23 protein-coding genes and 4 tRNA genes are annotated in these 25,831 nt (G+C 63.5%); 5 read left to right on the forward strand and 22 right to left on the reverse strand.

The features are described 5' to 3' along the window. From VMH34_01100 to VMH34_01135, 8 genes are all read right to left on the reverse strand, one after another. On the reverse strand, nt 1–959 hold a 959-nt coding region (locus VMH34_01100; GenBank protein HTT07382.1), incomplete at its 3' end, for a polyribonucleotide nucleotidyltransferase. 84 nt (nt 960–1,043) lie between these two features. Beyond that, entirely contained in the window at nt 1,044–1,313 is a 270-nt protein-coding gene (gene rpsO, locus VMH34_01105; GenBank protein HTT07383.1) for a 30S ribosomal protein S15, read from the reverse strand. A 99-nt stretch (nt 1,314–1,412) separates the two neighbouring features. Further along, complete coding sequence (gene truB, locus VMH34_01110) at nt 1,413–2,375, reverse strand: tRNA pseudouridine(55) synthase TruB (GenBank protein HTT07384.1); 963 nt, start codon at nt 2,373–2,375, stop codon at nt 1,413–1,415. After that, nucleotides 2,311–2,733 (reverse strand): 30S ribosome-binding factor RbfA, encoded by a 423-nt coding sequence (rbfA, locus tag VMH34_01115; GenBank protein HTT07385.1) that lies wholly within the window; start codon nt 2,731–2,733, stop codon nt 2,311–2,313. The genes truB and rbfA overlap by 65 nt, the downstream gene beginning before the upstream one ends. Nucleotides 2,734–2,742: 9 nt before the next feature. Continuing rightward, nucleotides 2,743–5,265 carry a translation initiation factor IF-2 gene (gene infB, locus VMH34_01120; GenBank protein ID HTT07386.1) on the reverse strand — a complete coding sequence of 841 codons (2,523 nt, stop codon included), beginning with the start codon at nt 5,263–5,265 and terminating at the stop codon, nt 2,743–2,745. Beyond that, the gene (gene nusA / locus VMH34_01125) at nt 5,258–6,817 is read right to left on the reverse strand and encodes a transcription termination factor NusA (GenBank protein HTT07387.1); all 1,560 of its coding nucleotides are present in this window, start codon (nt 6,815–6,817) and stop codon (nt 5,258–5,260) included. The genes infB and nusA overlap by 8 nt, the downstream gene beginning before the upstream one ends. Before the next feature lie 20 nt (nt 6,818–6,837). Further along, nucleotides 6,838–7,293: a ribosome maturation factor RimP gene (gene rimP, locus VMH34_01130; GenBank protein ID HTT07388.1), complete on the reverse strand. Its 456-nt coding sequence runs from the start codon at nt 7,291–7,293 to the stop codon at nt 6,838–6,840. Nucleotides 7,294–7,685: 392 nt separating this feature from the next. Next, nucleotides 7,686–7,762: transfer RNA gene (locus VMH34_01135), tRNA-Met, on the reverse strand. 135 nt (nt 7,763–7,897) lie between these two features. On the opposite strand from VMH34_01135, the gene amrB reads away from it, so the two are divergent. Further along, complete coding sequence (gene amrB / locus VMH34_01140; protein HTT07389.1) at nt 7,898–9,271, forward strand: AmmeMemoRadiSam system protein B; 1,374 nt, start codon at nt 7,898–7,900, stop codon at nt 9,269–9,271. Here amrB and VMH34_01145 read toward each other — a convergent pair. The 3 genes from VMH34_01145 to adk all read right to left on the reverse strand — a co-directional run bounded on the left by VMH34_01145 (nt 9,268) and on the right by adk (nt 13,217). After that, complete coding sequence (locus VMH34_01145) at nt 9,268–9,753, reverse strand: hypothetical protein (GenBank protein ID HTT07390.1); 486 nt, start codon at nt 9,751–9,753, stop codon at nt 9,268–9,270. The two genes, amrB and VMH34_01145, sit on opposite strands and share 4 nt — an antisense overlap. A 9-nt stretch (nt 9,754–9,762) precedes the next feature. Continuing rightward, nucleotides 9,763–12,030 (reverse strand): penicillin-binding protein 1B, encoded by a 2,268-nt coding sequence (gene mrcB, locus VMH34_01150; protein ID HTT07391.1) that lies wholly within the window; start codon nt 12,028–12,030, stop codon nt 9,763–9,765. A 545-nt stretch (nt 12,031–12,575) separates the two neighbouring features. Further along, on the reverse strand, nt 12,576–13,217 hold the full coding sequence (gene adk, locus VMH34_01155) for an adenylate kinase (protein HTT07392.1): 642 nt from the start codon (nt 13,215–13,217) through the stop codon (nt 12,576–12,578). Nucleotides 13,218–13,288: 71 nt separating this feature from the next. Between adk and VMH34_01160 the strand changes: the two genes are divergently transcribed. Then, complete coding sequence (locus VMH34_01160) at nt 13,289–13,669, forward strand: Mth938-like domain-containing protein (GenBank protein ID HTT07393.1); 381 nt, start codon at nt 13,289–13,291, stop codon at nt 13,667–13,669. On the opposite strand, the gene rpoS is transcribed toward VMH34_01160, so the two are convergent. From rpoS to VMH34_01195, 7 genes are all read right to left on the reverse strand, one after another. Beyond that, the gene (gene rpoS / locus VMH34_01165) at nt 13,666–14,634 is read right to left on the reverse strand and encodes an RNA polymerase sigma factor RpoS (GenBank protein ID HTT07394.1); all 969 of its coding nucleotides are present in this window, start codon (nt 14,632–14,634) and stop codon (nt 13,666–13,668) included. The genes VMH34_01160 and rpoS overlap by 4 nt on opposite strands. Nucleotides 14,635–14,791: 157 nt before the next feature. Further along, complete coding sequence (locus tag VMH34_01170; protein HTT07395.1) at nt 14,792–15,628, reverse strand: peptidoglycan DD-metalloendopeptidase family protein; 837 nt, start codon at nt 15,626–15,628, stop codon at nt 14,792–14,794. 20 nt (nt 15,629–15,648) lie between these two features. Then, a complete protein-coding gene (locus VMH34_01175) occupies nt 15,649–16,305 on the reverse strand; it encodes a protein-L-isoaspartate(D-aspartate) O-methyltransferase (protein HTT07396.1) in 657 nt (218 codons plus the stop codon). Then, the gene (surE, locus tag VMH34_01180; GenBank protein ID HTT07397.1) at nt 16,302–17,057 is read right to left on the reverse strand and encodes a 5'/3'-nucleotidase SurE; all 756 of its coding nucleotides are present in this window, start codon (nt 17,055–17,057) and stop codon (nt 16,302–16,304) included. The genes VMH34_01175 and surE overlap by 4 nt, the downstream gene beginning before the upstream one ends. Before the next feature lie 12 nt (nt 17,058–17,069). Next, entirely contained in the window at nt 17,070–17,990 is a 921-nt protein-coding gene (gene argF / locus VMH34_01185) for an ornithine carbamoyltransferase (protein ID HTT07398.1), read from the reverse strand. Further along, entirely contained in the window at nt 17,990–19,177 is a 1,188-nt protein-coding gene (locus VMH34_01190) for an aspartate aminotransferase family protein (protein ID HTT07399.1), read from the reverse strand. Before VMH34_01190 ends, argF begins: the two co-directional genes overlap by 1 nt. 99 nt (nt 19,178–19,276) lie before the next feature. Continuing rightward, nucleotides 19,277–19,894 carry a urate hydroxylase PuuD gene (locus VMH34_01195; protein HTT07400.1) on the reverse strand — a complete coding sequence of 206 codons (618 nt, stop codon included), beginning with the start codon at nt 19,892–19,894 and terminating at the stop codon, nt 19,277–19,279. 166 nt (nt 19,895–20,060) lie between these two features. On the opposite strand from VMH34_01195, the gene grxD reads away from it, so the two are divergent. Beyond that, nucleotides 20,061–20,381 carry a Grx4 family monothiol glutaredoxin gene (grxD, locus tag VMH34_01200; protein HTT07401.1) on the forward strand — a complete coding sequence of 107 codons (321 nt, stop codon included), beginning with the start codon at nt 20,061–20,063 and terminating at the stop codon, nt 20,379–20,381. 92 nt (nt 20,382–20,473) lie between these two features. On the opposite strand, the gene VMH34_01205 is transcribed toward grxD, so the two are convergent. Continuing rightward, nucleotides 20,474–20,549: transfer RNA gene (locus VMH34_01205), tRNA-Glu, on the reverse strand. A 59-nt stretch (nt 20,550–20,608) separates the two neighbouring features. Beyond that, nucleotides 20,609–20,684, reverse strand: a tRNA-Ala gene (locus VMH34_01210). A 162-nt stretch (nt 20,685–20,846) separates the two neighbouring features. Here VMH34_01210 and VMH34_01215 point away from each other — a divergent pair. Then, nucleotides 20,847–23,480: an MMPL family transporter gene (locus VMH34_01215; GenBank protein HTT07402.1), complete on the forward strand. Its 2,634-nt coding sequence runs from the start codon at nt 20,847–20,849 to the stop codon at nt 23,478–23,480. A gap of 83 nt (nt 23,481–23,563) precedes the next feature. Here the strand turns inward: VMH34_01215 and gltX are convergent, their stop codons facing one another. Continuing rightward, nucleotides 23,564–24,970 (reverse strand): glutamate--tRNA ligase, encoded by a 1,407-nt coding sequence (gene gltX, locus VMH34_01220; protein ID HTT07403.1) that lies wholly within the window; start codon nt 24,968–24,970, stop codon nt 23,564–23,566. A gap of 121 nt (nt 24,971–25,091) precedes the next feature. On the opposite strand from gltX, the gene VMH34_01225 reads away from it, so the two are divergent. Next, nucleotides 25,092–25,166, forward strand: a tRNA-Val gene (locus tag VMH34_01225). Here the strand turns inward: VMH34_01225 and VMH34_01230 are convergent. Then, nucleotides 25,123–25,782, reverse strand: a complete 660-nt coding sequence (locus VMH34_01230; GenBank protein HTT07404.1) for a site-specific integrase — start codon at nt 25,780–25,782, stop codon at nt 25,123–25,125. The genes VMH34_01225 and VMH34_01230 overlap by 44 nt on opposite strands. Nucleotides 25,783–25,831: the final 49 nt, after the last annotated feature.

Genomic DNA, 25,831 nt, shown 5'->3' on the forward strand with positions numbered 1-25,831 from the left:
TTGCCGCGGCCGTCGATGCGCTTGCCCTCCTCCAGCGCCTTGGCGCGGACGATCTTGTACTCCAGATTCTCGATGGCGATCTTGACCTGTTCGGGGGTGAACCCCGGTTCATCCTTGGGGCAGAGCGCGGTGATGATCTGATCGCGCAGCTTGGCGAGCGCATCGCGCCGCGCCAGCTTGTCGACGATGGCGTAGGCATCGTGGATCTGAGCCTTGTATTTTTCGACCGAACTGATGAGCTCCACGTCCGGCGCGGGCGGCTGCCAGTCCCACGGCTTTGTGCCCGCCTCCTTGGCGAGATCGTGGATGGCGCGGATGGCCGCCTGCATCTCCTTGTGCCCGAAAAGCACGGCGCCGAGCATGACGGATTCCGGCAGTTCCTTCGCCTCGGATTCGACCATCAAGACCGAGCTTTCCGTGCCGGCCACGACCAGATCAAGCTGCGAGGCGTCCAGGTCCTTGAAACTCGGGTTCAACAGATACTGACCGTCGGCGTAACCCACGCGCGCCGCGCCGATCGGGCCGTTGAACGGGACGCCGGAGACGGCCAGCGCCGCCGAGGCGCCCAGTATGGCGGGAATGTCCGGATCGACCTTGGGATCGAGGGACATGACGGTGGCGACGATCTGCACTTCATTCAGAAACCCCTCCGGGAACAGCGGCCGTAACGGCCGGTCGATGAGGCGCGACGTCAGCGTCTCCTTTTCGCTGGGCCGGCCTTCACGCTTGAAGAACCCACCGGGGATCTTGCCCGCGGCGTAGGTCTTTTCCTGATAATCGACGGTCAACGGGAAAAAGCCCTGTCCCGGTTTCGCCTCCCTGGCGGCGACCACGGTGACCAGCACCACGGTGTCGCCCATGCTGGCCATGACTGCGCCGGTCGCCTGGCGGGCGATCTCGCCGGTCTCCAGCGTGACGGTGTGCTGTCCGTAGGGGAATGATTTCTTGACAATAGACATGGGTGTATTCCTGCTCAAAATAATGATGGATTGATCCGATGGGCGGAAAACGAACCGGGCCGCGTGAAAGCGGCCCGGATCTCCTTACTTGCGCAAACCCAGCTTGGCGACCAGGTCACGATAGCTGGCGGGGTTGGTGGCCCGCAGATAATCCAGCAGCTTGCGCCGCGTGTTGATCATCTTCAGCAATCCCTGACGCGAGTGCTTGTCGTGGTTGTGCGTTTTGAAATGTTCCGAAAGGCTGTCGATGCGGGCGGACAGGAGCGCGACCTGGACCTCCGGTGAGCCGGTGTCGGTTTTTTTGCGCTGGTAGTCCTTGATGATGCCGCCCTTGCGTTCTGCTGTCAGTGTCATGAAAAGACTCCTAAATTCCAACTCTCTGGATTCTTGCCTTGGTTCAGGGCGAGCATTGTAGCGATGGGAGGCGGTGCGAACAAGAAAATTCTGTCTCGTTCACTTGCCGGGATTGCTTAACAGACGGCGGGAGCTGAGCCGGCCGCCGGCCACCTCGCCCATGCCCAGGAATCCGCCGGCGGGGCCATAGATACGCACCGTTTCACCGGCCTCCAGGGGTACGGTCACGCGCTGGCCGTGCCGGAGCAGAGTGGCGGCGCGTTCGTCCAGCGACACCGCCGGCCAGATCGACAAGGCCTGGTCCATGGGCCGCAGCAGTTCATCCAAAGCCGTGAGACCGGATTCGGCGCGCTTATCCAGCATCTCCAGCGTCACCGCGCCGTCCAGATTGAACGGCTGCACCTCCGTGCGCCGCAACGCCGAGAGATGGGCACAGGTCGACAGCGCCGCGCCGATTTCCTCGGCCAGCACGCGGATGTAAGTGCCCTTGGAGCAACTGACATCGATCGTAAGCGTCGCGCCTTCGAAGTCCAGCAGGTTCAGCGCCTTGATGGTGATCGCCCGCGATTTGCGCTCGACGGTGACGCCGCGCGCCGCGAGTTTGTACAAGGGCCGGCCCTGATGCTTGAGCGCGGAGTGCATGGGTGGCGTCTGCATCCGCTCGCCGCAAAAACCGGCCAGCGTGCCTTCAACCCCCGCGCCATCCAATCGAGGCACGGGCCGGCGTTCGATGATCTCTCCTTCGGCGTCGCCGGTCGCGGTACGCTCGCCCAGTTTGATCCGGGCCTGATAGCGCTTGCCCGCGTTCAGCAGATAAGGGGTGATCTTGGTCGCTTCGCCGAAGCACACCGGCAAAAGACCGCTCGCCAGGGGATCGAGATTGCCGGTATGGCCGGCCTTGGCGGCGCGGTACAGGCGCCGCGCCCGTTGCAGCGTCGCATTGGAACTCAACCCCACGGGCTTGTCGAGCAGCAGGATGCCGTCGACCTTGCGGTATTCAAACCTCTTCATCGCCACTCGATGCGGGGTCGTCTTCAGGCGGATGTCCCGCCGCCACTTCATCCAGCAATGCCTCCAGACGAGCGGCGCGGGCGATGGATTCATCGTAGTAAAAGATGATGCGCGGCACGCTGCGCATGGTCATGGTTTTGGCGAGCAGGGTGCGCATGGCCGGGGCACGTTCGTTCAAGGCCGCGAGCACCTCGGCCTGTCCAACCGTGGGTCCCATCTGGGTGACGAAGATCCTGGCCTGCTTCAAATCGGGGGAAACGTCGGCGGCGGTCAGGGTGATGAAGCCCATGCCGGTCTCCTCCGCGCAGAGCTGCGCCGGCCGCGCCAGCAGCCGCAGGATTTCCTCGCCCACGCGGCGCGGCCGGTTGCTGACCGGCGCAAACAAATCATCGCGCCGACGCCGTGACATGGGCAACAACTACACCTTGCGCGCCACTTCGACGCGTTCGAAGACTTCGATCTGATCGCCCGGTTTCACGTCGTCGTAGTTCTTCACGCCGATGCCGCACTCGGTGCCGGATTTCACCTCGTTGACATCGTCCTTGAAGCGGCGCAGGGATTCCAGCGCGCCCTGGAAGATCACCACGTTGTCGCGCAGCACGCGGATGGGATTGTTGCGCTTGATCATCCCGCTCGTCACCAGGCAGCCGGCGATGGCGCCGAACTTGGAGGAGCGGAACACGTCGCGCACCTCGGCCACGCCGATGATGGTTTCGCGGATTTCCGGCGTCAGCAGGCCGGCGAGCGCTGCCTTCACGTCGTCGATGGCGTCGTAGATGATGCTGTAGTAGCGCAGATCGATGCCCTCGGCCTCGATCAACCGGCGCGCGCTGGCGTCGGCGCGCACGTTGAAACCGATGATCATGGCGCTGGAGGCCACCGCCAGGTTGACGTCGGACTCGGTGATGCCGCCGACACCGGTGGCCACGACGTTGACGGTCACTTCGGCGGCGGACAACGCACCCAGCGCCTCGCCCAGGGCTTCGGCTGAACCCTGCACGTCGGCCTTGATGACCAGGTTCAGCGTGACGCTCTTGCCCTCCCCTATGCGTAAAAAGACATCCTCCAGCTTGGCCGACTGCTGCCGCGCCATCTTCTGTTCGCGGTTCTTGGTGTTGCGGAACACGGCGATCTCGCGCGCCTTGCGCTCGTCGGCCACCACCACCGCCTCGTCGCCGGCGTTGGGCACGTTCGACAGGCCCAGTACTTCCACCGGCGTGGAGGGCCCGGCCTCTTCCACCAACTGGCCATGATCGTCGAGCATGGCACGCACGCGGCCGAATTCGATGCCGGTCAGCAGGATGTCGCCCCGGTGCAGAATTCCGTTCTGCACCAGCACCGTGGCCACCGGACCGCGGCCCTTGTCCAGGCGTGATTCGATGACCGTCCCGGACGCCGGGCCGGTCTCTGCCGCCTTGAGTTCCAATACCTCGGCCTGCAACAGGATGGCCTCCAGCAATTGATCCACGCCTTCGCCGGTCTTGGCCGACACCTTGACGAACTGGGTGTCGCCGCCCCAGTCCTCGGGAATGACGCCGTGCTGGGTCAACCCCTGGCGCACGCGTTCGGGATCGGCGCCGGACTTGTCGATCTTGTTGACGGCGACGATAAGCGGCACCTTGGCCGCCCGGGCATGCTGGATCGCCTCGATGGTCTGCGGCATGACGCCGTCATCGGCGGCCACCACCAGCACGACGATGTCCGTCACCTTGGCGCCGCGTGCGCGCATGGCGGTGAAGGCGGCATGGCCGGGCGTGTCCAAAAACGTAATCGCGCCCTTGGCCGTGTTGACGCGGTAGGCGCCGATGTGCTGGGTGATGCCACCGGCCTCGCCGGCGGCGACATCGGTGCTGCGGATCTTGTCCAGCAGCGAAGTCTTGCCGTGATCGACATGACCCATGACCGTCACCACCGGCGGGCGCGGCACTTTTTCGACGCCGGCCTGTTCCTCGCGCAGCGAGGATTCGATGGCGTTGGCGTCGATGCGCCGGGCTTTGTGGCCCATCTCCTCGACCACGATGACCGCGGTGTCCTGATCGATGACTTGATTGATGGTCACGAGGCTGCCCATCCCCATCATGACCTTGATGACCTCGGCGACCTTCACCGACATGCGCTGCGCCAGATCGGCCACCGTGATGCTCTCCGGGACGGCCACCTCGTGCACGGTGGGTTCGGTCGGCATCTCGAATCCGTGCTTGCTGGCCACCGGCGCGACCACGCGCCGTGCCGGCGGCTTGCGCTTGCGGCGCGACCGGCTGGCATCGACGTGCAACTCCTCGCGCTCCTGCTGCCGTTCGCGTTCAATCACGCGGCCGCGGTCGTGATCCTGGCGCTTCTTCTTCGCGCCCTTTTCGCCCTCTTCGCGGGGCGGGGTGGACGGTGGCGCGCGGGTTTCCGGTGCCGCGGCGAGTTTGGCCTCGCCCGGCGGGCGGCGCGATTCAACCTCCACGCGGGCACGCTCCTCGGCAACGCGCTTGGCCTCCAGATCACGCTGACGCTGCTCCTCCTGCTGGCGCGCCTGCTCCTCGGCCTCCAGCCGCTCGCGTTCGGCGGCCTCCTCGCTCAGGCGCTGCGCCTCCTCGTCCACCACCAGGCTGCGCTTGACGTAGGTCTTCTTCTTGCGGAACTCGACGCTGACAGTCTTGGTATGGGCCGGCTTGGCGGCGGTGCCGGGACGCAGGCGCAGCTTGCTCTTGTCGGTGGGCACCTTGATCTCGCTCAAGGTCTTGCGCCGCAGGGTGATGCGCGCGGGCTCCGAGGCCTCCTCGACGCGGCCGTGGGCGCGGCGCAAATGCGCCAGCAGCTGGCTCTTTTCCTCGTCGCTGATCGGATCCTGCGCCTGCTTGGCGGGCAGGCCGGCCTCGGTGAGCTGGCCGATCAGGCGCTCGACCGAAATCCCGACGGTGTCGGCAAATTGCTGGATGGTCACATCAGCCATTGATATCCTTTCCGATATCGGCCGTTTCCTTCTGGGCGTCCTCGGCCTGCGCAAACCAGGGCGCGCGCGCGGTCATGATCAACTCGGCGGCGCGCGCCTCGTTCATGCCTTCGATTTCCATCAGATCGGCCACCGACTGCTCCGCCAGATCATCCTGGGTGACGATGCCGCGGCTGGCCAGCAGATAGGCCAGGTCCTCATCCATGCCGGCCATCGCCAGCAGTTCATCGGACGGCTTGGCGTCGCCGATCTTTTCCTCCGTGGCGATGGCCTTGGTCAGCAGGATGTCCTTGGCGCGGCGGCGCAGCTCGGCGACCAGGGCCTCGTCGAATTCCTGGATGGCCGCCATCTCGCCCTCGGGGACATAGGCCACCTCCTCGATGCTGGTGAAGCCTTCGTCCACCAGAATGCGCGCCACTTCCTCGTCCACGTCCAGCTGCTCCATGAACACTTCCTTCAGGCGCTGTTCCTCCTGGGTGGCCTTTTCCGCGGCTGCGGTCTCGCTCATGACGTTCAGTTCCCAGCCGGTCAGCTGGCTGGCGAGTCGCACGTTCTGTCCGTTGCGGCCGATGGCCTGCGACAACTGCTCCTCCACCACGGCCACGTCCATGCTGTGGGTGTCCTCGTCCACCAGGATGGACACGACCTCCGCCGGTGACATGGCGTTGATGACGAATTGCGCCGGGTTCTCGTCCCACAGGATGATGTCCACCCGCTCGCCGGCCAGTTCGTTCGATACGGCCTGTACACGCGAACCGCGCATGCCGACGCAGGCACCGACCGGATCGATGCGACCGTCCTTGCTGCGCACGGCGATCTTGGCGCGCAACCCCGGATCGCGCGCCGCGCCCATGATCTCGATGAGCCCCTCGCCGATCTCCGGCACTTCGAGCTTGAACAGTTCCACCAGCAACTCGACCGCCGTACGGCTCACGAACAGTTGCGGCCCCTTCTTTTCCGGGCGAACGTCATAGAGATAGCCGCGCAGCCGGTCACCGGGCCGCACCGGTTCGCGGGGGATGAGGTGTTCACGCGTGATGATCGCCTCGGCGTTGCCGCCCAAATCGAGCAGCACGCCGCTGCGCTCGGCGCGCTTGACGGTGCCGGACACAAGCTGGCCCTTGCGGTCTTGATATTGTTCGACGACCTGGGCGCGCTCCGCCTCGCGCACTTTCTGCACGATGACCTGTTTCGCTGTCTGGGCGGCGATGCGCCCATAGACCTCGGCCTCCATCGGCTCCTCGATGAACTCGGCGGCGTTGATGTCGGGGTGGGTCTTGCGCGCCTGGGAAAGCAGAACCTGGCGATCCGGGAACTCCAGCCCGCCCAGCAACTTCACGCTCTCGGCGGCATCATCGATGACTTCCCAGCGCCGGAAGGCATGATAGTCGCCGGACTTGCGATCAATGGACACCCGCACCTCAATGTCCTCGTGGTAGCGCTTCTTGGTGGCGCTGGCAAGCGCGGCCTCCAGCGCCTCGAAGATGACCTCCTTGGCCACCCCCTTCTCGTTGGAGACCACTTCCACCACCGTCAGTATTTCTTTGTTCATACACTCACGTCCTCAAATCTTTATGGTGTCGCGATTAAGCGCGCCTTGGCAATCTGCACCAGCGGAATGTGGTGCTCCACGCCGTCCACTTCCACCCTGACCTTGTCTTCATCCACGCCCAGCAGGGTGCACGTCACATTGCGCTGGTCGCCCAAGAGCGGCGTCCGCAGTTTCAGGCGCGCGCGGCAGCCGGCAAAACGCGCGTAATGCGCCGGTGTGTACAGCGGTCGATCCAGCCCCGGCGACGACACCTCGAGCACATAGCCCCCGGCGATGGGATCTTCCACATCCAGCACGGCGCTCACCTGGCGGCTCACCCGCTCGCAATCATCCACCGCGACGCCGGCCGGCTGATCGATGTACAGCCGCACCAACCCGCGGCGCCCACCGGTGACCTGCTCGATACCGACCAGCTCATAACCCAGTGCGGTCACCACCGGCTCCAGCAACGCCTGCAAACGCGTGCACGGCTTCATCGCCAAATCCCCTACAGTGAAGCCCTGAATTAGTCCATCCTGGACTTCTCAGAGCACGGAAAGCAAAAAGCGTCCCCGACTCCTGGCCGCGTAGCGGCTCCTTCGGGCAGCGGCGCAGCGGCTGCGTTCGATATCGAACCGGGTCGCCTGCAGCTGCCCCGCACCACACAGCAGTCACTGCGTCACAGCCGCGTTTTTGCTTTCCTTCATTTTCAATGGCCTCAGGCCATTGAAAATGGTGGCACATCCATGTACCGCGCGGGAATCTCTGACTTTTCAGAGATTCCCAAAACAAAAAGCCCCGATACCGGGGCCTGGGCTACTCTCCTGGTAGCGGGGGCGGCGCGCCTGCGCATGACCACCTTCCCCGCGCCGCTCAACGGTATGAGCAGTGGTAGCGGGGGCAGGATTTGAACCTGCGACCTTCGGGTTATGAGCCCGACGAGCTGCCAGACTGCTCCACCCCGCAATAATCCATGCGATCATGCCAAGTGCCGCCGTCTTTTTCAAGCAAATTGCGCATAAATCGGCTCTCTGCACGTTGAAATCCATCAGGGCCGACCCCAGCTATACTTCTATCATTAAATACGGTAATTAAAGAGTCATGGTCACCCGCCCACCGGCTGTGGCGAATCAGTTTTACCCCGGCGATCCCGCGGTCCTGCGGCGCCAGGTGGAAGACCTGCTGGCGGAAGCCGCCCGCGGCCCGTCCGCCTCCGCAGCGCCCAAGGCCATCATCGCGCCGCACGCCGGGTACATTTATTCCGGTCCGGTGGCTGCCTCGGTGTATCAATCTTTACGTCCGGTGCGGCAACAGATCCGCCGCGTGGTGCTGCTGGGTCCGGCGCATCGCGTCTATTTGCGCGGACTGGCGGTGCCCACCGTCGAAGGTTTTCACACACCGCTCGGCGACATCACCCTCGACCAGGAAGCCATCGCGGCCATCCGCGCGCTGCCGCAGGTCGTCGTCAGCGACGAGGCCCACGCCGAGGAACACAGCCTGGAGGTGCATCTGCCATTTCTGCAAAACCTGCTGGAGAACTTCACGCTCGTCCCGCTGGTGGTCGGGGATGCCAGCCCCGCGCAAGTGGCGGAGGTGCTCGCCAAGCTTTGGGGCGGCCCGGAGACGCTCATCGTGATCAGCACGGACCTCAGCCATTATCATCCCTATCAGGAGGCGCGCGAAATCGACCAGCGCACCTCGGCGGCGATTCTCAACCTGCAATATGAAATGATCGGTCCGGAACAGGCCTGCGGCTGCCGGCCGCTCAATGGCCTCCTGCACTACGCCCGCAGTCACCATCTACACGTTACCAACGTGGATTTGCGGAATTCCGGCGACACCGCCGGACCGCGCAACCGCGTGGTGGGTTACGGTGCCTACCTGGTCGACGAGAACGCATCGTTCACGAACAAGGAACGCCACACCCTGCCCAGGATCGCCCGGGATTCGCTGAAATACGGCCTCTATCAAGGCCGCGCATTGGCCGTGAACCTCGCCGATTGCGGCCCCGCGCTGCGCGCCACCCGCGCAAGCTTTGTAACGCTGACGAAGAACGGACAGCTGCGCGGCTGCATCGGCACTCTGGAGGCGCACCGGCCGCTGGCTGTGGATGTCGCCGCCAACGCTTACGCCAGCGGCTTTCGCGATCCGCGCTTTCCCGCCTTGAATGCAGTGGAACTGGCGCAGGTGCACATCCATATTTCCGTGCTTTCCCCACCCGCGCCCATGACCATCGCTTCAGAGGAGGATTTGCGCCGGCAATTGCGCCCGGGTGAGGACGGATTGATTCTGGAATTGGGGCATCGCCGGGCGACCTTCCTGCCCAGCGTCTGGGAAGACCTGACGACGCCGGAGATTTTTGTCGAGCATCTGAAACACAAGGCCGGCATCGGCCGCCACGAAGACACGCGCGGACTCAAAGTCTGGCGCTATACCACCGAATCCATCCACGAAGAACCCGCGTCTTTACATTAACCCCTGCCTTGTTGCGCGGCTTTGGCCCTGGCAATCAGATCGTCATTCGCCTGGATCAATTTCTCATCGCCGCGCGCCAGCGCGCTGGATTTGGCGGCCAGTTCCACCGTTTCGCCGTAGTGTTTTTGCTGGAGACGCACCGCCGCCAGCCGGTGCCAGAGCCAGCCGTTGTCCGGCTGGATGCGCAAGGCGCGCTCCAGCGTGGCCGCCGCCTGGTCCATATGACCGCCGCGGCCCTGCGCATCCGCCTGATTCAGCAGGGCCATCACCGCTGGATTCGGCGGCGGCGGCGGCGCAGCAGTAGCCGCCGGCAGCGGAGTCAATGGAGCGGATTCCTCCGTCTTCGCGGCAGATTCCGGTGTTATTACCGCGGACTCCGAATGATCGACCACCGGCGCGGGCGGTGATGCAACCGGCGGCGCCGAGGCACAACCAGACAGCGCAACGCCGAGGACCAGTACCCATCTCGATGCCTGCTTCATGGGCGTATGTTACAACGCGCCGCAGGGCTGGTAAGGCATTGTCACTCCCTGCCCGGCGATAAAGGGGAAAGGCGCGGCGCGAGTGCAATCCTTGTCCGTCATCACGCCGGTATTGACATCCACCCAGCGCCATTCGATCCCTGCGGGCGGCGTCAGATCCACGCCGGGCGCGGCAAGGCCCTTCATCAGCGCCGCCCACAGCCGCATGGACCCGGTCGCGCCCGAGAGGCCGGTCGGCGCGTTGTCATCACGCCCCACCCAACTCACCGCCACCATGTCGCGGCCGAAACCGGCGAACCAGCTGTCGCGCAAATCATTGGTGGTGCCGGTTTTGCCGGCGTATGTCCCGCCGCTCAACCTGGGAAGCGCCGCGGCGGTGCCGGAACGCGCCACCTCGGCGAGCAGTGTGTTCACCAGAAAGGCGTGCTCCGGCTTGATGACCGCCTGCACGCGCAGACCGTAACGGGTCAGCGGGCGTCCGTCGTGATCGAGGACTTCGCGGATCGCGCGCAGCGGCGCACGGAACCCCCTGGCGGCGAAACTCTGGTACATCTGCAATACCTCATATGGCGACAACGGCGCCGCGCCGAGAAACAGGGAGGGATAGGCCGGCAATTCGCTGGTGACGCCAAGCGTGCGCAGTTGCCGGACGATGGCATCCACGCCGAGCGCCAACCCTAGATGCACGGTCGCAAGATTGTAGGAATGCACCAGTGCCTCATACAGCGGCACGTTGCCGTGCGCCACGCCGTCGTAATTCTGCGGCGTCCAGCGCGTCCTGCCCTGCTCCCAGACCAGCGGCGCGTCCTCCAGCGGGGTCAGCACGTTGTATTGCGCGGGCCGCTGCAGCGCGGTCAGGTACACCGCCGGCTTGACCAGCGACCCGATCTGGCGGCGGGCATCCAGGACGCGGTTGAACCCGGCGTACTGCGGATCGCGCCCGCCGACCAGCGCCAGGATCTCGCCGCTGTCGGTGGCCGCCACCACCATCGCCGCCTGCAGGGAGCCATGCGGACGTTCACGCCCGGTTTCCAGTTGCGGCAGCGTCTCTTCAATGGCGGCTTCAGCAGCCGATTGCACGCGCGGATCCAGGGTGGTGAAGATGCGCAAACCGGCGTTGTGCAGATCCTCCTCCTTGTAATCCTGCGCCAGCTGGCGGCGCACCAAATCCATGAAGGCGGTGTAGCGCGCCTGGCGGAACAGTGGGCGCGGCGTCACCGCCAACGGCGCCTGCGCCTCGCCGGCTGCGGCTGCGGATGTCAATTTGCCTGTTTCCACCATCGCCTGCAGCACCACCAGACGGCGCTCCAGCGCACGTTCCGGGTAGCGCCTCGGGTCGTAGTACGACGCACCGCGGGAGAGACCGGCGAGCAGCGCCAATTGCGCCACCGTCAGCTCGTTCAACGGCCGGCCGAAATAAAACTCCGCCGCGAGCGCGAAACCGTGGATGGCGCGATCTCCATCCTGACCGAGATATACCGTGTTGAGATAGGTTTCGAGGATCTCATCCTTGCGGTAGTGCCGCTCCAGGGCCAGCGCCATGAATACTTCATTGAACTTGCGGATGTAGCTGCGCTCCCGGCCGAGAAACAGGTTCTTCACCAATTGCTGGGTGATGGTGCTGCCGCCCTGGCGGATCTCGCCGCTCTTCAGATTCACCCACAACGCACGCAATATGCCGAGCGGATCGATGCCGCCATGACTGTAGAAATTCCGATCCTCAACAGCCAGGAGGGCATCGATCAGCGTTTGGGGCACATCCGACAATTGCACAAGGATGCGATCCTGCTGGTCCCGCGGCGCAATGCGGGCGATTTCCACCGGTTCTAGACGCAACAACGGCAGCGCCGTTCCGCCTTCATCCATTGCATTGATCACGCGGCCATCGAAGCGCAGATGCACGCGATGCGGTGGCTCCACGCCGTCGCTGAACGGGAATCCGCGCGTGTGTAATGTGATTTCCTTCGGCGTGGCGTGGTATTGACCCGGCCCGTCCACGGTGGCGACCTCGCGGTAACCCAGTCGCTGCAATTCGTCGATCAGGGCGGCCGGCGGCAGCGCCAGACCGGTGTATAACTCCAGGGGATGTGCATAGACTTGCGCCGGCAGCGTCCACCGATGCTGCTCAAAGGCCTGACGGGCGGTGTGGTCGATCCATGCCCCCCACGCCAATAATGCCATTAAAATCAATGCACTGATGTGGAGCAGCGGACCGCGGAAACGTTCCAGCAACGTGCGGATAACGGCGAAACGGCGGCGGGAGCGGCGCGAAGGCATTACCCTTGGGAAATGGGATTCAGGTGACGGGGAACGCGCGCGCGTTGCGGCCGCGGCCCGCTTTCATTGACAGCAAGGAATTTCGGCGGCGGCGGTTTCGCATCCCAGCTCCCGCGCGCAGCGCCTTGGATTTTTTGGCTCGATCTTGATCGAGTTGGTCGTCAACCTGCCCTGGCTTCAAACCGTGTTCACTGCCTCAACTACAACGACTATCTTCTTCTCTTCTTCGTTTTCGCTTTCTTCTTCGCCGGTCTCTTCTTTGCCTTCTTCTTCGCTGCCATGATTAACCCCCTTTTGGTTAAGTTAAACGACACAAGAAGCGAGTACCACGTCATTTATATACATCACAAATCAAAACTGTGCAAACTTTTTTTCGCGTGTCGAGCATCGTCATCGCGCGATGCAGCAAACAAATTCATCCCGGTTTCGTGTCACGCATCACATGATGTGCTTGCGCGCGACGTTATTCCCGATCGTGGAACACCGTCTCACATGTCAGTGCACGCGTTTTTGGATCGCGCGGATCACGAGGCGCTGCAAGGCTTTCAGCGGGATCGCAACGCGGACAGCACGCGCGTGCGCACATCCTCCACGCGGCCGATGCCTTCGATCTTCACATACTTCGTCTGCGGATCGCACGCGTAATATGCCACCAGTGGCTTGGTCTGTTCGTGATACACCTGCAAGCGCCTCCTCACCGTCTCTTCCTTGTCGTCGTCGCGCTGGATCAACGTTTCACCCGTCGTATCGTCCTTGCCCGCGACCTTGGGAGGATTGAAGACGACGTGATAGGTACGTCCGGAAGCCGGGTGCACGCGCCGTCCGGACATGCGTTTGACGATCTCCTCGTCATCGACGGCAATCTCCATCACCACGTCGACCTGTACCCGCATTTTTTTCAATCCCTCGGCCTGCGGGATGGTGCGCGGGAAACCGTCCAGCAGAAATCCGCGTGCGCAATCCGGCTCGCGGATTCGTTCCGCCACCAGTCCAAGGATGATGTCGTCGGAGACGAGCCCGCCGGCATCCATGACCTTCTTGGCCTGGAGACCCAGCGGCGTTCCGGCCTTGACGGCGGCGCGCAGCATGTCGCCGGTGGAAATCTTGGGAATGTCAAACTCGGCGCAGATGAAGTCGGCCTGGGTGCCCTTGCCCGCGCCCGGCCCGCCCAGAAGTATCAGTTTCATGTCCCCTCCCTCCGCGTTGTTTTATAATCAAAAATCATGCAACCAATGCCGGCCCCACGGCAGGAACGCCATTGAAACTGCAACTCGACACCGGCGGCAGTCATGCCATCCTGTCTTATACCGCCACTGCGATCAGGCTCCCGACACTCAGCCTCGAACGCAGTTTCATTCTTTGCCCGGACCGGTTGATCGCGGACTGGGCGCCGCAGACCCTGGCCGAATTGTCGCCGGGGCATTTCGATCCGGTGATCGCGCTCGATCCGGAAATTGTATTGTTGGGCACGGGCGCCCGTTTGTGTTTTCCCGCCGCGAGCATCCTCGCGCCACTGCGCATCCGGCAAATTGGCGTTGAAGTAATGGACACGCCCGCCGCCTGCCGTTCCTACAACGTGCTGTCAGGCGAAGGGCGGCGTGTCGTGGCCGCCTTCTTCATGATCCACCTGAACCCTTAACGCTCGCGGAATAGTGTCTCGACCGAAATACCCTGCCGCTCCATGAGCAGGCGCAATCGCCTCAGGGCGTCGATCTGAATCTGCCGCACCCGCTCGCGCGTCACGCCGATCGCCTCTCCGACCTCCTCCAGCGTGGCCACCTCGCGGCCATTCAAGCCGAAACGACGTTCCACCACTTCGCGCTGCTTGTCCTGCAACTGCGACAACCATGACTCGATGTGCCGTTGCATGTCCGCATCCTGCAGCAGCACGCCGGGATCGAGGTTGCGTTCATCGGGGATGGTGTCCAGCAACGACCGATCGGAATCCGGCTCGCCGGAGACATCCATCGAGGCCACGCGTTCGTTCAGGCCCAGCATGCGCTTGACGCTCTCGACCGGCTTCCCGACCCCCCGCGCCACGTCCTCCGGCCCAGGTTCGCGCTCCATTTCCTGCGCCAGCTTGCGCTGCTCGCGCAAATAGGTGTTGATCTCCTTGACCACGTGGATGGGCAGCCGGATGGTGCGCGTCTGGTTCATGATTGCGCGCTCGATGGTCTGGCGTATCCACCAGGTGGCGTACGTTGAGAAGCGAAAACCGCGCTCCGGATCGAATTTCTCGACCGCGCGTATGAGGCCCAGATTGCCCTCCTCGATGAGATCGAGCAGGGCCAGCCCGCGGTTCAGGTAACGCCGGGCGATCTTCACCACCAGGCGCAGATTGCTCACGATCATGCGCTGGCGGGCCTTGGCGTCCCCCTGGCGCGCCTGCCGCGAAAAGCGGACTTCCTCCTCCGCGCTCAACAAATCGGCAAATCCGATCTCGGAAAGATAAATACGGGTGGCATCCAGATCACCGTCGCTGACTTCAGCGGCCGCGAACGTGACGGGGGCTGCCGGTTGCGCCTCGGATTCCAGCGGCTCCTCGACGACGGTCTCCTCCGTTTCCCCGTCGGAAAATTCCTCATCCGCCGCGGCCATCTCCATTGCCGCCAACTCGGCGTCATCGTCGACAAGCTCCGATGCGGCCACAATGATCGCGCCTGTCGGCGGCGGCATGGTTGCATCGGCGCCCCGAGTCTTCGTCGCAGTGGTTTTCCGGCCTTTGCGTTTTTGTCCCGGCACGGGGGCTTGTTTCTTTAAATTAATTGGACGGCAAATATTCCAGCGGCGGCACGGGCTTGCCACTGCGGCGGATTTCGAAATGGAGCATGACCTGCTTGGCGCCGGTGTCGCCCATCTCCGCGATCTGCTGGCCCGCCGTCACCCGCACCCCCTCGGTCACCAGCACTTTATCATTGTGCGCATAAGCACTTAGAAACAAGTCATTATGTTTTATGATAATAAGCTTTCCATAACCAATCAGTCCACTGCCGCTGTAAACCACCTCCCCGGCGGCGGCGGCATAGATCGGCTGCCGCGCCGTTCCCAGGATATTGATGCCATTCTGGCCGAGCACGGTGTCGGAAGTGACCACCCTGCCCCGTGCCGGCCATTGCCAGCGGATGGTTCCAGTGTCGCGGACTTCGGGACGCGCGCGTTCTTTCTCCGAGGCACCTTTTACCGAAGCGGCGGATGGTGGCGGGGCATTCGCAGCAATGGTTTTGGGCGCTTGGGCGGCGGCATCTCCGGCGGGCTTCACCACAGACGCGGGGGCGGTCGCCGGGCGTGAAGCGGGCTGATTGGCGGCCGGTTGCGCCTCTTCTCCGCGCAAACGCAGCCGCTGCCCCGCGTGGATGACATAAGGCGGGCCGATGTGATTCCACTCGGCAATGCGCTGGTAATCCAATCCGTATCGCCAGGCGATGGCGTAGAGTGTCTCGCCGCCCTCGACGACGTGCATGGCGGGTGCGGATTCCGGCGCGCCCGTGCGCAACACCGCCGCCTTTGCCCGCGGCGACTCCGTGCCCGGGCCTTCCACCGGCGCCAGCGCGCCACCGCCGCAACCCGCCAGCGGCAGCACGTAAAAAACCACCGCCATGAGACGGCCTGCCCGAAACGTCATCCCACACCCTCGAGCATGGGGACGAAACTGACCCAGTCCAGCAGCCTCTCATCGTAACCCTGTGCCGTTCTGGTAATCAGCATCAACTGCTGGTTGCCGCTGGCCCCGACGGGGATGATCAGGCGCCCGCCCGGCGCCAGCTGCTCCTTCAAGGCCGGCGGCACGCCGAGCGGTGCCGCTGCAACCAGGATGGCGTCATAGGGTGCGTGCAACGGCCAGCCGGCGTTGCCGTCACCGCGCCGCAGCCGCACGTTGCGGTAACCCAGTTTCATGAGCCGCTCGCGCAGCTTGTCGGTGAGATCGCCAATCCGCTCTATGGCGTACACCCGCTCGGCCAGTTGCGCCAGGACGGCCGTCTGATAGCCGCAGCCGGCGCCGATTTCGAGCACCTTGCGCAGCGGCCCGCCGTCGAGCAGCGCCTCGGTCATGCGTGCGACGATATAGGGTTGGGAAATGGTCTGGCCGTGCCCGATGGGCAGCGGAATGTTCTCGTAGGCTCGGCTGGCGAGCGCTTCGTCTATGAACAGGTGGCGCGGCGTGGTGCGGATGATGTCCAGCACGCGGGCGGAGTGGATGCCCATTTCGCGCAACTGCGCGATCAGGCGATCACGGGCGCGCTGCGAAGTCATGCCGATGCCGCGCGCGTCCTTCATCTCCCTTCCAGCCCCGTCAACCAGCGGTTCACGGTATCGAGCGAGGCATGACGTGTCAAATCCACCTGCAATGGCGAGATCGAAACACAGCGGTGGCGCACGGCGTGGAAATCGGTGCCGCTGCCCGCGTCCGCCTCCGGGCCGGGCGGACCCACCCAATACACCGGGCGGCCGCGCGGATCAGTGCCGCGGATCGCCGGCTCCGACTTGTGCCGGTAACCCAAACGCGTGGCCGCGAACCCGGCGAGCTGCGCCAGTGGCACGTCCGGCACGTTCACATTGAGAATGGTGTCGGCCGGCAGCGGTTCCGTGAGCATGCGCTTCAGCAACACATCCACGCAGTGCACCGCGGTCTCATAATTCGTGGCATTTTCTCCCGCCAGCGACACGGCCATGGCGGGATAGCCCAGGAACCGTCCCTCCATCGCCGCCGCCACCGTGCCCGAGTAAAGCACATCATCACCCAGATTCGGACCGCCGTTGATTCCGGCGATTACCATGTCGGGCTGCCGCTCCAGAAAACCGGTGATTGCCAGATGCACGCAATCCGTCGGCGTGCCGTTGACGTAATAGTAGCCGTTGTCGGCGCGCTGTACGCGCAGTGGCCGGTCCAGCGTCAGCGAATTGCTGGCCCCGCTGCGGTCGCGATCGGGGGCGACGACCGCCACATCACCGTGCGCGGAAAGTACGCGCGCCAGATCACGCAGGCCGCGCGCCTGATAGCCGTCGTCATTACTGACCAGGAAAAACATTACCGCCTCACATCAACCCGCTTCGGGTATGGACTGCATCAGGAATTCGATCAGGGCCTTCTGCGCGTGCAACCGGTTCCCGGCCTCATCCCAGACCACGCTCGCGGGACTGTCCAGCACCTCGGCGCTGACTTCCTCGCCGCGATGCGCGGGCAGGCAGTGCATGAACAGCGCATCGGACTGCGCCCTGGCCATCAACGGCGCATCGACCTGGAAGGCGGCAAAAGCCTCGCGGCGCACCTGCGCCTCCTGCTCCTGGCCCATGCTGGCCCATACGTCGGTCACCACCAGATGCGCACCCGACGCCGCCTTCAGTGGATCGTGCAGCACCTCTGCACGTGCGCACTGTGCCAGCACTGCGGGAGCGGGTTCATAACCCTTGGGACAGGCGATGCGCAGCGCAAACCCGTACCTCTCGGCCGCCTGTATATAGGAATGGCACATGTTGTTGCCGTCGCCGACGAAGACCACGGTCTTGCCGCGGATTGGGCCGCGATGTTCGTGAAAGGTCTGCATGTCGGCCAGCAACTGACAGGGATGGTGCAGATCCGTCAGGCCGTTGATGACCGGCACGCTTGCATACCGTGCGAATTTCTCGATCTTCTCGTGTGCATAGGTGCGCACCATGATCAAATCGACCATGCGCGAAAGTACGCGCGCGGTGTCCTCCACCGGTTCGCCGCGGCCAAGCTGGGTGTCGTCCGGTGACAGGAAGATCGCGTGCCCCCCGAATTCCGCCATCGCCGCCTCAAAGGAGACGCGCGTGCGCGTCGAGGACTTCTCGAACACCATGCCGAGCACGCGGTTCTTGAGCGGCTCGTAAACCGTGCCGGCATGGCGCACGGCCTTGAGCGCAATGCCGCGCTCAAGGATGTGCTGCAGTTCCCCGGCGCTGCAATCGAACAGGGTGAGGAAATGCCTCGGGGTACCCATCAGGCCGCCTCCGCGCGCGTCCTGGCGTACTGGTGCAGCACCTCGGACAGCGTATCCACGAGCAATGCCGCCTCGGTCTCGCCGTAGATCAGCGGCGGCAACAGCCGCACCACCGAATCCGCCGTGACATTGACGAGCAGGCCCGCGTCGAGGCCCTGTTTGACCAACTCATTGCAGGGCCGGTCGATCTGCACGCCGATCATCATGCCCTTGCCACGCACCTCCCTGACGCAGGGAAGGTCCGCGAGCTTGAGGCGCAGGCTGTCAAGAATCCGGGCGCCCATCCGGGCTGCCTGCGCCGCACATTCGCCGCGTTCCATGATTTCGATCACGGTGAGCGCGGCGCGGCACGCGAACGGATTGCCGCCGAAAGTGGAGCCATGCTTGCCGGGCTTCATCAGTTCCGCCGCCGGACCGGAGGCCAGGCAGCAACCGATCGGCACGCCGTTGCCCAGCGATTTGGCGAGCGCCATCGCATCCGGAGTGACGCCCTCATGCTGGCAGGCAAACCAGCGGCCGGTGCGGCACATGCCGGTCTGCACCTCGTCAAGCAGCAAGAGCCAGCCCTGTGAATCACACAGTGCGCGCGCATCCTTCAGATACCCCGCCGGCGGGATGTTGATCCCGCCCTCGCCCTGGATCGGCTCCACCTGCACGGCCGCGATCTCGCGGCGGGAGACCAGCGCCCGCAGCGCGGCGATGTCACCGTAGGGAACACGTATGAAACCCTGCACCAGCGGCTCAAAACCGGCCTGCACCTTGGCGCTGCCGGACGCGCTCAAGGTCGCCATCGTGCGGCCGTGAAAGCTGTTCTCCATGACCACGATGGCGGGCTCGTTGATGCCACGCGCATGGCCATGCAGGCGCGCGAGTTTGATCAGCGCTTCATTGGCCTCGGCGCCGGAGTTGCAGAAAAAGGCGTTGTCCATGCCGGAAAGCGCGGTCAGCTTCGCACCCAGTTGTTCCTGCAGGGGAATGCGGAAGATGTTGGAGGTGTGCAGCAACGTGCGCGCCTGATCGGCGAGCACGTCCGCGAGTTGCGGATGCGCGTGGCCCAGGCCGCACACGGCGATGCCGCTGATCGCATCCAGATAGCGCCGGCCGGCCTCATCCCACAGATAAGCGCCCTGGCCGCGTACAAAGGCGACCGGCTGCCGTGCGTATGTTGCCATCAAAGGCTTCTCCATGTGCCTGCTTCCTCAAAACTCAAATCTGCATCCCCAAAAAGGCAAAGCCCGGCTGCGCATGAGCCGGGCTTTTGTCATACCCCAACGGAGTGACTGCGACTAAAACAAAAGTCCGTGATGCGCCGCCCCCATGAACAGCAGCAGGGGAATGGACAGTAACGTGTTCGTGCGCGACGCCAGCGCCGCCACGCGTTTGGCGCGGGCCTTCTGCTCATCGGTGGCGGGAACGATGCCCAGCACCTTCTTCTGATTCGGCCAGATGAGCACCCAGACATTGAACAGCATGATCGTGCCCAGCCAGGCGCCTATGCCTATGGGCATGAAGTATGGGCGGGAAGATTCATCGCCCTGCATCAGACCCAGAGTGAAGGCGCCGACAAAACTATTACCGAGATAGGCCGCGCCGGACAGCCAGGTCACCACCGCCGCCCAGCGAAACCACAACAACGCCCGCGGCGCGACGTACTTGCTGATTCCGGCACCGCCCGGCCCGCCCTTGTCCGCCGCGGCGGCGGCCAGCGCAGGCGTCTGCACCAGATTGAAATAGTACAGAAGACCAATCCAGGTCACGCCGGCAAGAAAATGTATCCAGCGCGCCAAAGTATGGCTGAGGACATCCGTCTCCCCACCCGTGCCTCTGATCAGATACGTCAACACCAGCGCCAGTATCACGCCCAATGTGATCGTCTTGCATATCGAATCCAGCGGATTTTTCATGTGTATCTCCCCCAAATCATCCAGCCATTGCCATGTCAGACAACAAACCCAAGCAAATTTGTCAGATTCTCCGGCATTTCGCGCCAGTTTTGCAAGCAGAAGCCGCGTGACAGGTTGATGACACGGTATTAGACTTGCGCGCCATTCCGGTTTCAGAGGTGATTTTATGGATATTACCGAGCGCATCAAACAGACCATCAAAAGCAACCCCATCGTCATCTTCATGAAGGGCACGCCGCAATTTCCGCAGTGCGGCTTCTCCATGCGGGCTTCGCAGGCGCTGACGGCCTGCGGCGTGGAGTATGCCCATGTCGACGTTCTGGCCGAGCCGGAAGTACGCCAGACCCTGCCGCAGATTTCGCAATGGCCGACCTTTCCCCAGGTGTTCATCAATGGTGAACTCATCGGCGGCTGCGACATCGTGATGGAGATGTACCAGAAGGGCGAGCTGCAAAAGCTGGCACAGGCCGCTGCTGGAAGGCATTGAACGCCGCGTACTGATCAAAAGTTGGCGTTCCGGCGGACGAGCGCCATCACAGGGACGGTGAGACTTCCGCGGTTATTCGCGGAATTGACGGATGGCGTCCCCAGCGGGAGTCGAACCCGCGTTACCGCCGTGAAAGGGCGATGTCCTAGGCCTCTAGACGATGGGGACAGTGTGGGTTACAAAAACAAAAGGCTGGAACAAACCAGCCTTTATGTTTTTAAAAACTTTGGTGGAGCCAGCGAGAGTCGAACTCGCGACCTCTACAATGCCATTGTAGCGCTCTCCCAACTGAGCTATGGCCCCTTAAAAAAGGTGGGGAAATGTACGGCAGCCCCCTCCCCGGTGTCAAGCCGCAAGCGGTGATCGAGGAGTGATTTTGCATGGTGGCAAAAGCACATACGACACTATAATGAATGGCGCGTCGAACCATGATGCATCCCAATTTGCCCGGTCCCAATATCCGTCATGATTAACCGGCTGAAATCATATTACCGCTCGGCGCTGCTGCAAGTGGTGCGGCTTTCGGTGCGGCATGCCGTCGCCTTGGTCGCGTTTGCGCTCCTGGCCACCGCGGGCCTGGCCTGGTACACGGCGACGCACATCTCGCTCGACACCGACACCACCAAGATGCTGGACCCCAATCTGCCGTTCCGCAAATCCGGGCGCGAATTCAGCGCTGCCTTCCCGCAGCTGGGCGATCAGATCGTCCTGGTGCTGGAGGCGGAGCACGCCGGCGAGGCCAGCGACGCCGCCGATGACCTGGCCGATGCGCTGCGCCAGCGGCCGAAGCAATTCCAGCACGTCGAGGAGCCCGGCGCGGGGGAATATTTCGCCCACTACGGCCTGCTGTATCTCAGCACCGACGAATTGTGGACGCTGGATGAAAAACTGGCCGCGGCGGCGCCCTTCCTCGGCACCCTCTCGCGCGATCCCAGCCTGCGGGGACTGTGCGACGTCCTCGGCAAGGCCTTCAGCGAATACGTCAGCCCCGAGGATCGGAAGACGCTGACCGGCATGTTCGATCGGCTGAGCGGTGTCATCGAACGACGGCTCGCCGGCCGGCCGCAGCGCATGTCCTGGCGCGACGAGATGTTCAAACAGGACGCCAACAAGCCCGGCCCGCGGCGCGCCTTCGTGCTGACCCAGGCGCGGCTCGACTTCACCAGCCTGCAGCCCGGCGAAGACGCGCTCAAGGCGGTGCATGAAATCGGCCGCGGGATCGAGTCGTCGCATCCGGGTGTCCGCGTAAGGGTCACGGGATCGGTTGCCATGGACACCGAGGAACTGGCAACCGTTGCCAGGGACTCGAAACTGACCACGGCGTTGTCGTTCGGCCTCGTCTGCCTGCTGCTGGCGCTGGGCCTGCGTTCACCGGGACCGGTGCTGGCCGTGTTGATCACCCTCACCTGCGGGCTCATCTGGACCGCCGCCTTCGCCGCCTTCACCTTTGGCGCGCTCAATCTCATTTCCGTCAGTTTCGCGGTGCTGTTCATTGGCATGGGCGTGGACTTCGGCATTCAATACGCCATGCGCTTCCTTGAGGAATCCGATCGCGGGCGGGATCGCACCGCCGCGCTGCACGGCGCCGCGCGCGGCGTCGGCGGCGCCCTGACGCTGGCGGCGGTGGCGGCCGCCATCAGTTTCTTCGCCTTCGTTCCGACCAGCTACCGCGGGCTGGCGGAGCTCGGCGTCATCGCCGGCTTCAGCATGGCGGTGGCGCTCACCGCCAATCTCACCATGCTGCCGGCGCTCTTGAGCCTGCTGCGCAAACCGGCCGCCCATCCAGAACATATAACGGTCGCAAATACGGCCAACAACCACAGTCGTCTGCTGCGACGGCACGCCCGCGCCATTTTGATCGCAACCGCGCTCCTGGTCGCCGGTGCCGCGTGGCTGCTGCCGCGCGCCACCTTCGATTTCAATCCGATCAATCTCAAGGATGGCACCACCGAGTCCGTCGCCACCTTCCGCGATCTGCTGAGCGATCCGGACACCACGCCCTACACCATCGAAATCCTGGCCGCGAATCTGGACGCCGCCCGCGAACTGTCTGCAAAGCTCGACAAACTGCCGGTGGTGGACAAGACCGTAAACCTGGCTAGTTACGTCCCCGATGGCCAGACTGAAAAACTGCCCATCATCGACGGCATACGCACCTCGCTACAAGGCGTGCTGGTCACTCCTCCGGCTGACGTGCCGGTGGATGCCGTGACACAGGCGGAGAGTCTGGAAAAGTTCCGCGGGCAATTGCTGGAGGCGGAGGCAAAGGAAAAGGACGCCGGCATGGCCGCGAGCATGAAGCGGCTGAGCAGCGCGATCCAGCGTCTCGAAGCGCTGCCGGGATGGCCTGCGTCCGTGATACCGGAATTGCAGAAGGATTTGATCGGCGATCTGCCGCAATTGATCGTGCGCCTGCAGAAGGCGCTGCAGGCCGGCCCGGTCACGCTCGCCGACCTGCCCGCCGAAATCAAGGAACGCTACGTGGCCGCCGACGGCCGGGCGCGCATCGAGGTATATCCGAAGGAAGACATGAACAACAACGATGCCCTGCGCCGCTTCGTGCGCGCGGTGCAGGCCATCGCGCCCACGGCCACGGACGCGCCCGTCGAACTGCTGGAGGGCGGCGACACGGTCATCATGGCGTGCATCCAGGCGGCGGCGCTGGCGCTCTTCTGCACCGTCCTGCTGGTACTGGTGGTGTTGCACAGTCTCCGCGCCACCGTGCTGATGATGACGCCGCTCCTGCTGGCGATGCTGTTCACCGTCGCCGCCTCGGTGCTGCTGCATATCCCGTTCAACTTCGCCAATATCATCGCGTTGCCGCTCCTGATTGGCCTGAACAACGCCTACGCCGCCTACCTCGTGCTCCGCCACCGCACCGAAGGCGACGTCAACGACGTGCTGACCAGCAGCACGCCGCGCGCCGTCCTGTTCAGCGGCCTCACCATCATTTCCTCGTTCGGCACGATGGCGATCTCGACCCACCCCGGCCTCTCCGGCATGGGCGTGCTCATCAGCCTGTCACTGGCGCTGGCGTTGCTGTGTTCGCTGATTGTGCTGCCGGCACTGCTGTACGTCATCGACATCAACAAAAAATAAGTCGTTACGAACTCAAGTCCGTTCGTGCTGGGCCTGTCCCGAGGTAACGACGGATATCGAGGTACGAACGGTTTTACACTTGATTAGGCCCTGCCGCCGTCGATGAAGGCCAGCGCGCGGTCCAGGCAATTCAAAGTGCGCTCGCGGCCCAGAAGTTTGAGCGTCACGTCGATGGGCGGCGAGACCGTGCCGCCGCACACCGCCACCCGCAGCGGCTGGGCGACCCTGCCCAGTTTCAGGCCCCGTTGTTCGGCCACGGCGTTGACCACGCCGTGTATCGCCACTGCCGACCAATCCTTGAGCACGGCGAACTGTTCCCGCAGCGCTGCCAATGCCGGCTTCGACTCCATCGTCAGGTTTTTTGCGGCGGCTGGATCGTAGTCCTTGAAGTCCTCATAAAAAATGCGGCTGGCGTTGGCCATCTCCACCAGCGTCTTCGAGCGTTCGCGCAGCGGCTCAATGACTTCGGTGAGCGGCGGGCCGCGCGAGGCATCGACGCCCAGCCGGTGCAGGTAATCGCGCAGCAGTTTCGCCAGGCGATCCGCCCCGGCCTGCTTGATGTGGTGCTGGTTCAGCCACAGAAGCTTCTCGGGATTGAACGCGGCGGCGGATTTGTTGACATCGCGAATGTCGAACTTTTCGATCATCTCGGCGATGGAGAACACCTCTCCGTCGCCGTGCGACCAGCCCAGCCGCACCAGGTAATTCAACAGCGCCTCGGGCAGAAAACCCTCCTCCTCGTACTGCATCACGCTGACCGTGCCGTGGCGCTTCGACAGTTTCTTGCCGTCCGGCCCCAGGATCATCGGCACATGCGCGTACACCGGCGGGGTCGCGTTCAGCGCCTGCATGATGTTGATCTGGCGCGGCGTGTTGTTCAAATGGTCGTCGCCGCGGATCACATGCGTGACGCGCATGTCCATGTCGTCCACCACCACCGTGAAATTGTAGGTGGGCGTACCGTCGGCGCGGGCGATGATCAAATCATCCAGTTCACGGTTCTGGAACACGACGCGGCCGTGGATCTGGTCCTCCACCACCACCTCGCCGTCGAGCGGATTCTTGAAGCGGATGACCGGCTCGATGCCGACCGGCGGCGGATCGCGCCGTTCGCGACAGCGGCCGTTGTAGCGCGGCTTCTCCTTGCGCGCCATCTGCGCCGCGCGCATGGCCTCCAGTTCCTCCTTGCTGCAATAGCAGCGGTACGCCCGGCCCGCCGTCAGCAATTGCTTGACGACCTCGTGATAGCGCTCGAAGTGCCTGGTCTGGTAAAACGGCCCCTCGTCGTAATTCAGCCCCAGCCAGTCCATGCTCTGCAGAATGGCCTGCACCGCCTGCGGCGTGGAACGTTCCAGATCCGTGTCCTCGATGCGCAGGATGAACGTGCCCTTGTGCCTGCGCGCATACAGCCAGGAAAACAGCGCCGTGCGCGCGCCGCCGACATGCAGATAGCCGGTGGGGCTTGGGGCGAAGCGGGTGCGGACGGACATAAGCAATTTAGTATATCAAGAGCTTGTCATTTCGAGCCCATCCGCCGTTCGCCCTGAGGTATCGAAGGGTGAATCATTGACCACCACGGGCGCTGCCCGTAGAATTTGCCTCCCTCAAAGTGCGCGGTTAGCTCAGCGGGAGAGCACTGCCTTCACACGGCAGGGGTCGCAGGTTCAATCCCTGCACCGCGCACCAACTCTTTCAAAGAGTTACTCGAAGCCTCACCCTCAACCACCACTTTTGCGTGACCAAAACGTGACTGCATGTTTTCCAACCGCGCAACTGCTGCCCGAACATTTTCGGGTGCGAGATGCGCGTACCGCTCTGTCATCCTGACAGTGCTGTGTCCCAACAGGTCACGAACCTCTGGTAACGGCACTCCAGCCGATACCAGCCACGCGGCGCACGTGTGACGCAAATCGTGGACGCGGAAGTTCGTGATGCCTGCCTTTCGACATGCTGATGCAAACGACTTCTTTACGCTCTGAATGCGTTTGCCGTCCTTGTGTGCAAATACCCACGGGTTGTCCGGGCAGTACTTCTCCCGGAACCGTGCGCGACTGCTGAGGACTTCCAGCGCCATGCTGTTGAGTGGCACTGAGCGCCGTCTGCCGGTCTTGGTGTGTGAGCCATCAAGGTGAATCAGATTTCTCTTGAGGTCGACACGCGACCATTCGAGCTTGAGCAGCTCACCCCTGCGGCATCCGGTATTGAGTGCAAGCCGGATGAAGTCGGAGAGATGCTTGGGTCGCCGGTCGGATTCGGCGGCGCTGATGAGACGGGTTATCTCATCGGGTTCCAGATAGCGCACGCGTCCTTCGGGTTCCTTGAGCCTGCGCCCCTGCGCGGGGTTGGGGATG

It is taken from the genome of Gammaproteobacteria bacterium, assembly GCA_035501935.1.
Taxonomy (GTDB): domain Bacteria; phylum Pseudomonadota; class Gammaproteobacteria; order JAJPIJ01; family JAJPIJ01; genus JAJPIJ01.

Coding starts and splice junctions, on each gene's coding strand:
- rpsO (HTT07383.1), bottom strand. CDS start 1,313: ATGACACTGACAGCAGAACGCAAGGGCGGCATCATCAAGGACTACCAG.
- truB (HTT07384.1), bottom strand. CDS start 2,375: ATGAAGTGGCGGCGGGACATCCGCCTGAAGACGACCCCGCATCGAGTG.
- rbfA (HTT07385.1), bottom strand. CDS start 2,733: ATGTCACGGCGTCGGCGCGATGATTTGTTTGCGCCGGTCAGCAACCGG.
- infB (HTT07386.1), bottom strand. CDS start 5,265: ATGGCTGATGTGACCATCCAGCAATTTGCCGACACCGTCGGGATTTCG.
- nusA (HTT07387.1), bottom strand. CDS start 6,817: ATGAACAAAGAAATACTGACGGTGGTGGAAGTGGTCTCCAACGAGAAG.
- rimP (HTT07388.1), bottom strand. CDS start 7,293: ATGAAGCCGTGCACGCGTTTGCAGGCGTTGCTGGAGCCGGTGGTGACC.
- amrB (HTT07389.1), top strand. CDS start 7,898: ATGGTCACCCGCCCACCGGCTGTGGCGAATCAGTTTTACCCCGGCGAT.
- VMH34_01145 (HTT07390.1), bottom strand. CDS start 9,753: ATGAAGCAGGCATCGAGATGGGTACTGGTCCTCGGCGTTGCGCTGTCT.
- mrcB (HTT07391.1), bottom strand. CDS start 12,030: ATGCCTTCGCGCCGCTCCCGCCGCCGTTTCGCCGTTATCCGCACGTTG.
- adk (HTT07392.1), bottom strand. CDS start 13,217: ATGAAACTGATACTTCTGGGCGGGCCGGGCGCGGGCAAGGGCACCCAG.
- rpoS (HTT07394.1), bottom strand. CDS start 14,634: ATGGAGATGGCCGCGGCGGATGAGGAATTTTCCGACGGGGAAACGGAG.
- VMH34_01170 (HTT07395.1), bottom strand. CDS start 15,628: ATGGCGGTGGTTTTTTACGTGCTGCCGCTGGCGGGTTGCGGCGGTGGC.
- VMH34_01175 (HTT07396.1), bottom strand. CDS start 16,305: ATGAAGGACGCGCGCGGCATCGGCATGACTTCGCAGCGCGCCCGTGAT.
- surE (HTT07397.1), bottom strand. CDS start 17,057: ATGTTTTTCCTGGTCAGTAATGACGACGGCTATCAGGCGCGCGGCCTG.
- argF (HTT07398.1), bottom strand. CDS start 17,990: ATGGGTACCCCGAGGCATTTCCTCACCCTGTTCGATTGCAGCGCCGGG.
- VMH34_01190 (HTT07399.1), bottom strand. CDS start 19,177: ATGGAGAAGCCTTTGATGGCAACATACGCACGGCAGCCGGTCGCCTTT.
- VMH34_01195 (HTT07400.1), bottom strand. CDS start 19,894: ATGAAAAATCCGCTGGATTCGATATGCAAGACGATCACATTGGGCGTG.
- grxD (HTT07401.1), top strand. CDS start 20,061: ATGGATATTACCGAGCGCATCAAACAGACCATCAAAAGCAACCCCATC.
- VMH34_01215 (HTT07402.1), top strand. CDS start 20,847: ATGATTAACCGGCTGAAATCATATTACCGCTCGGCGCTGCTGCAAGTG.
- gltX (HTT07403.1), bottom strand. CDS start 24,970: ATGTCCGTCCGCACCCGCTTCGCCCCAAGCCCCACCGGCTATCTGCAT.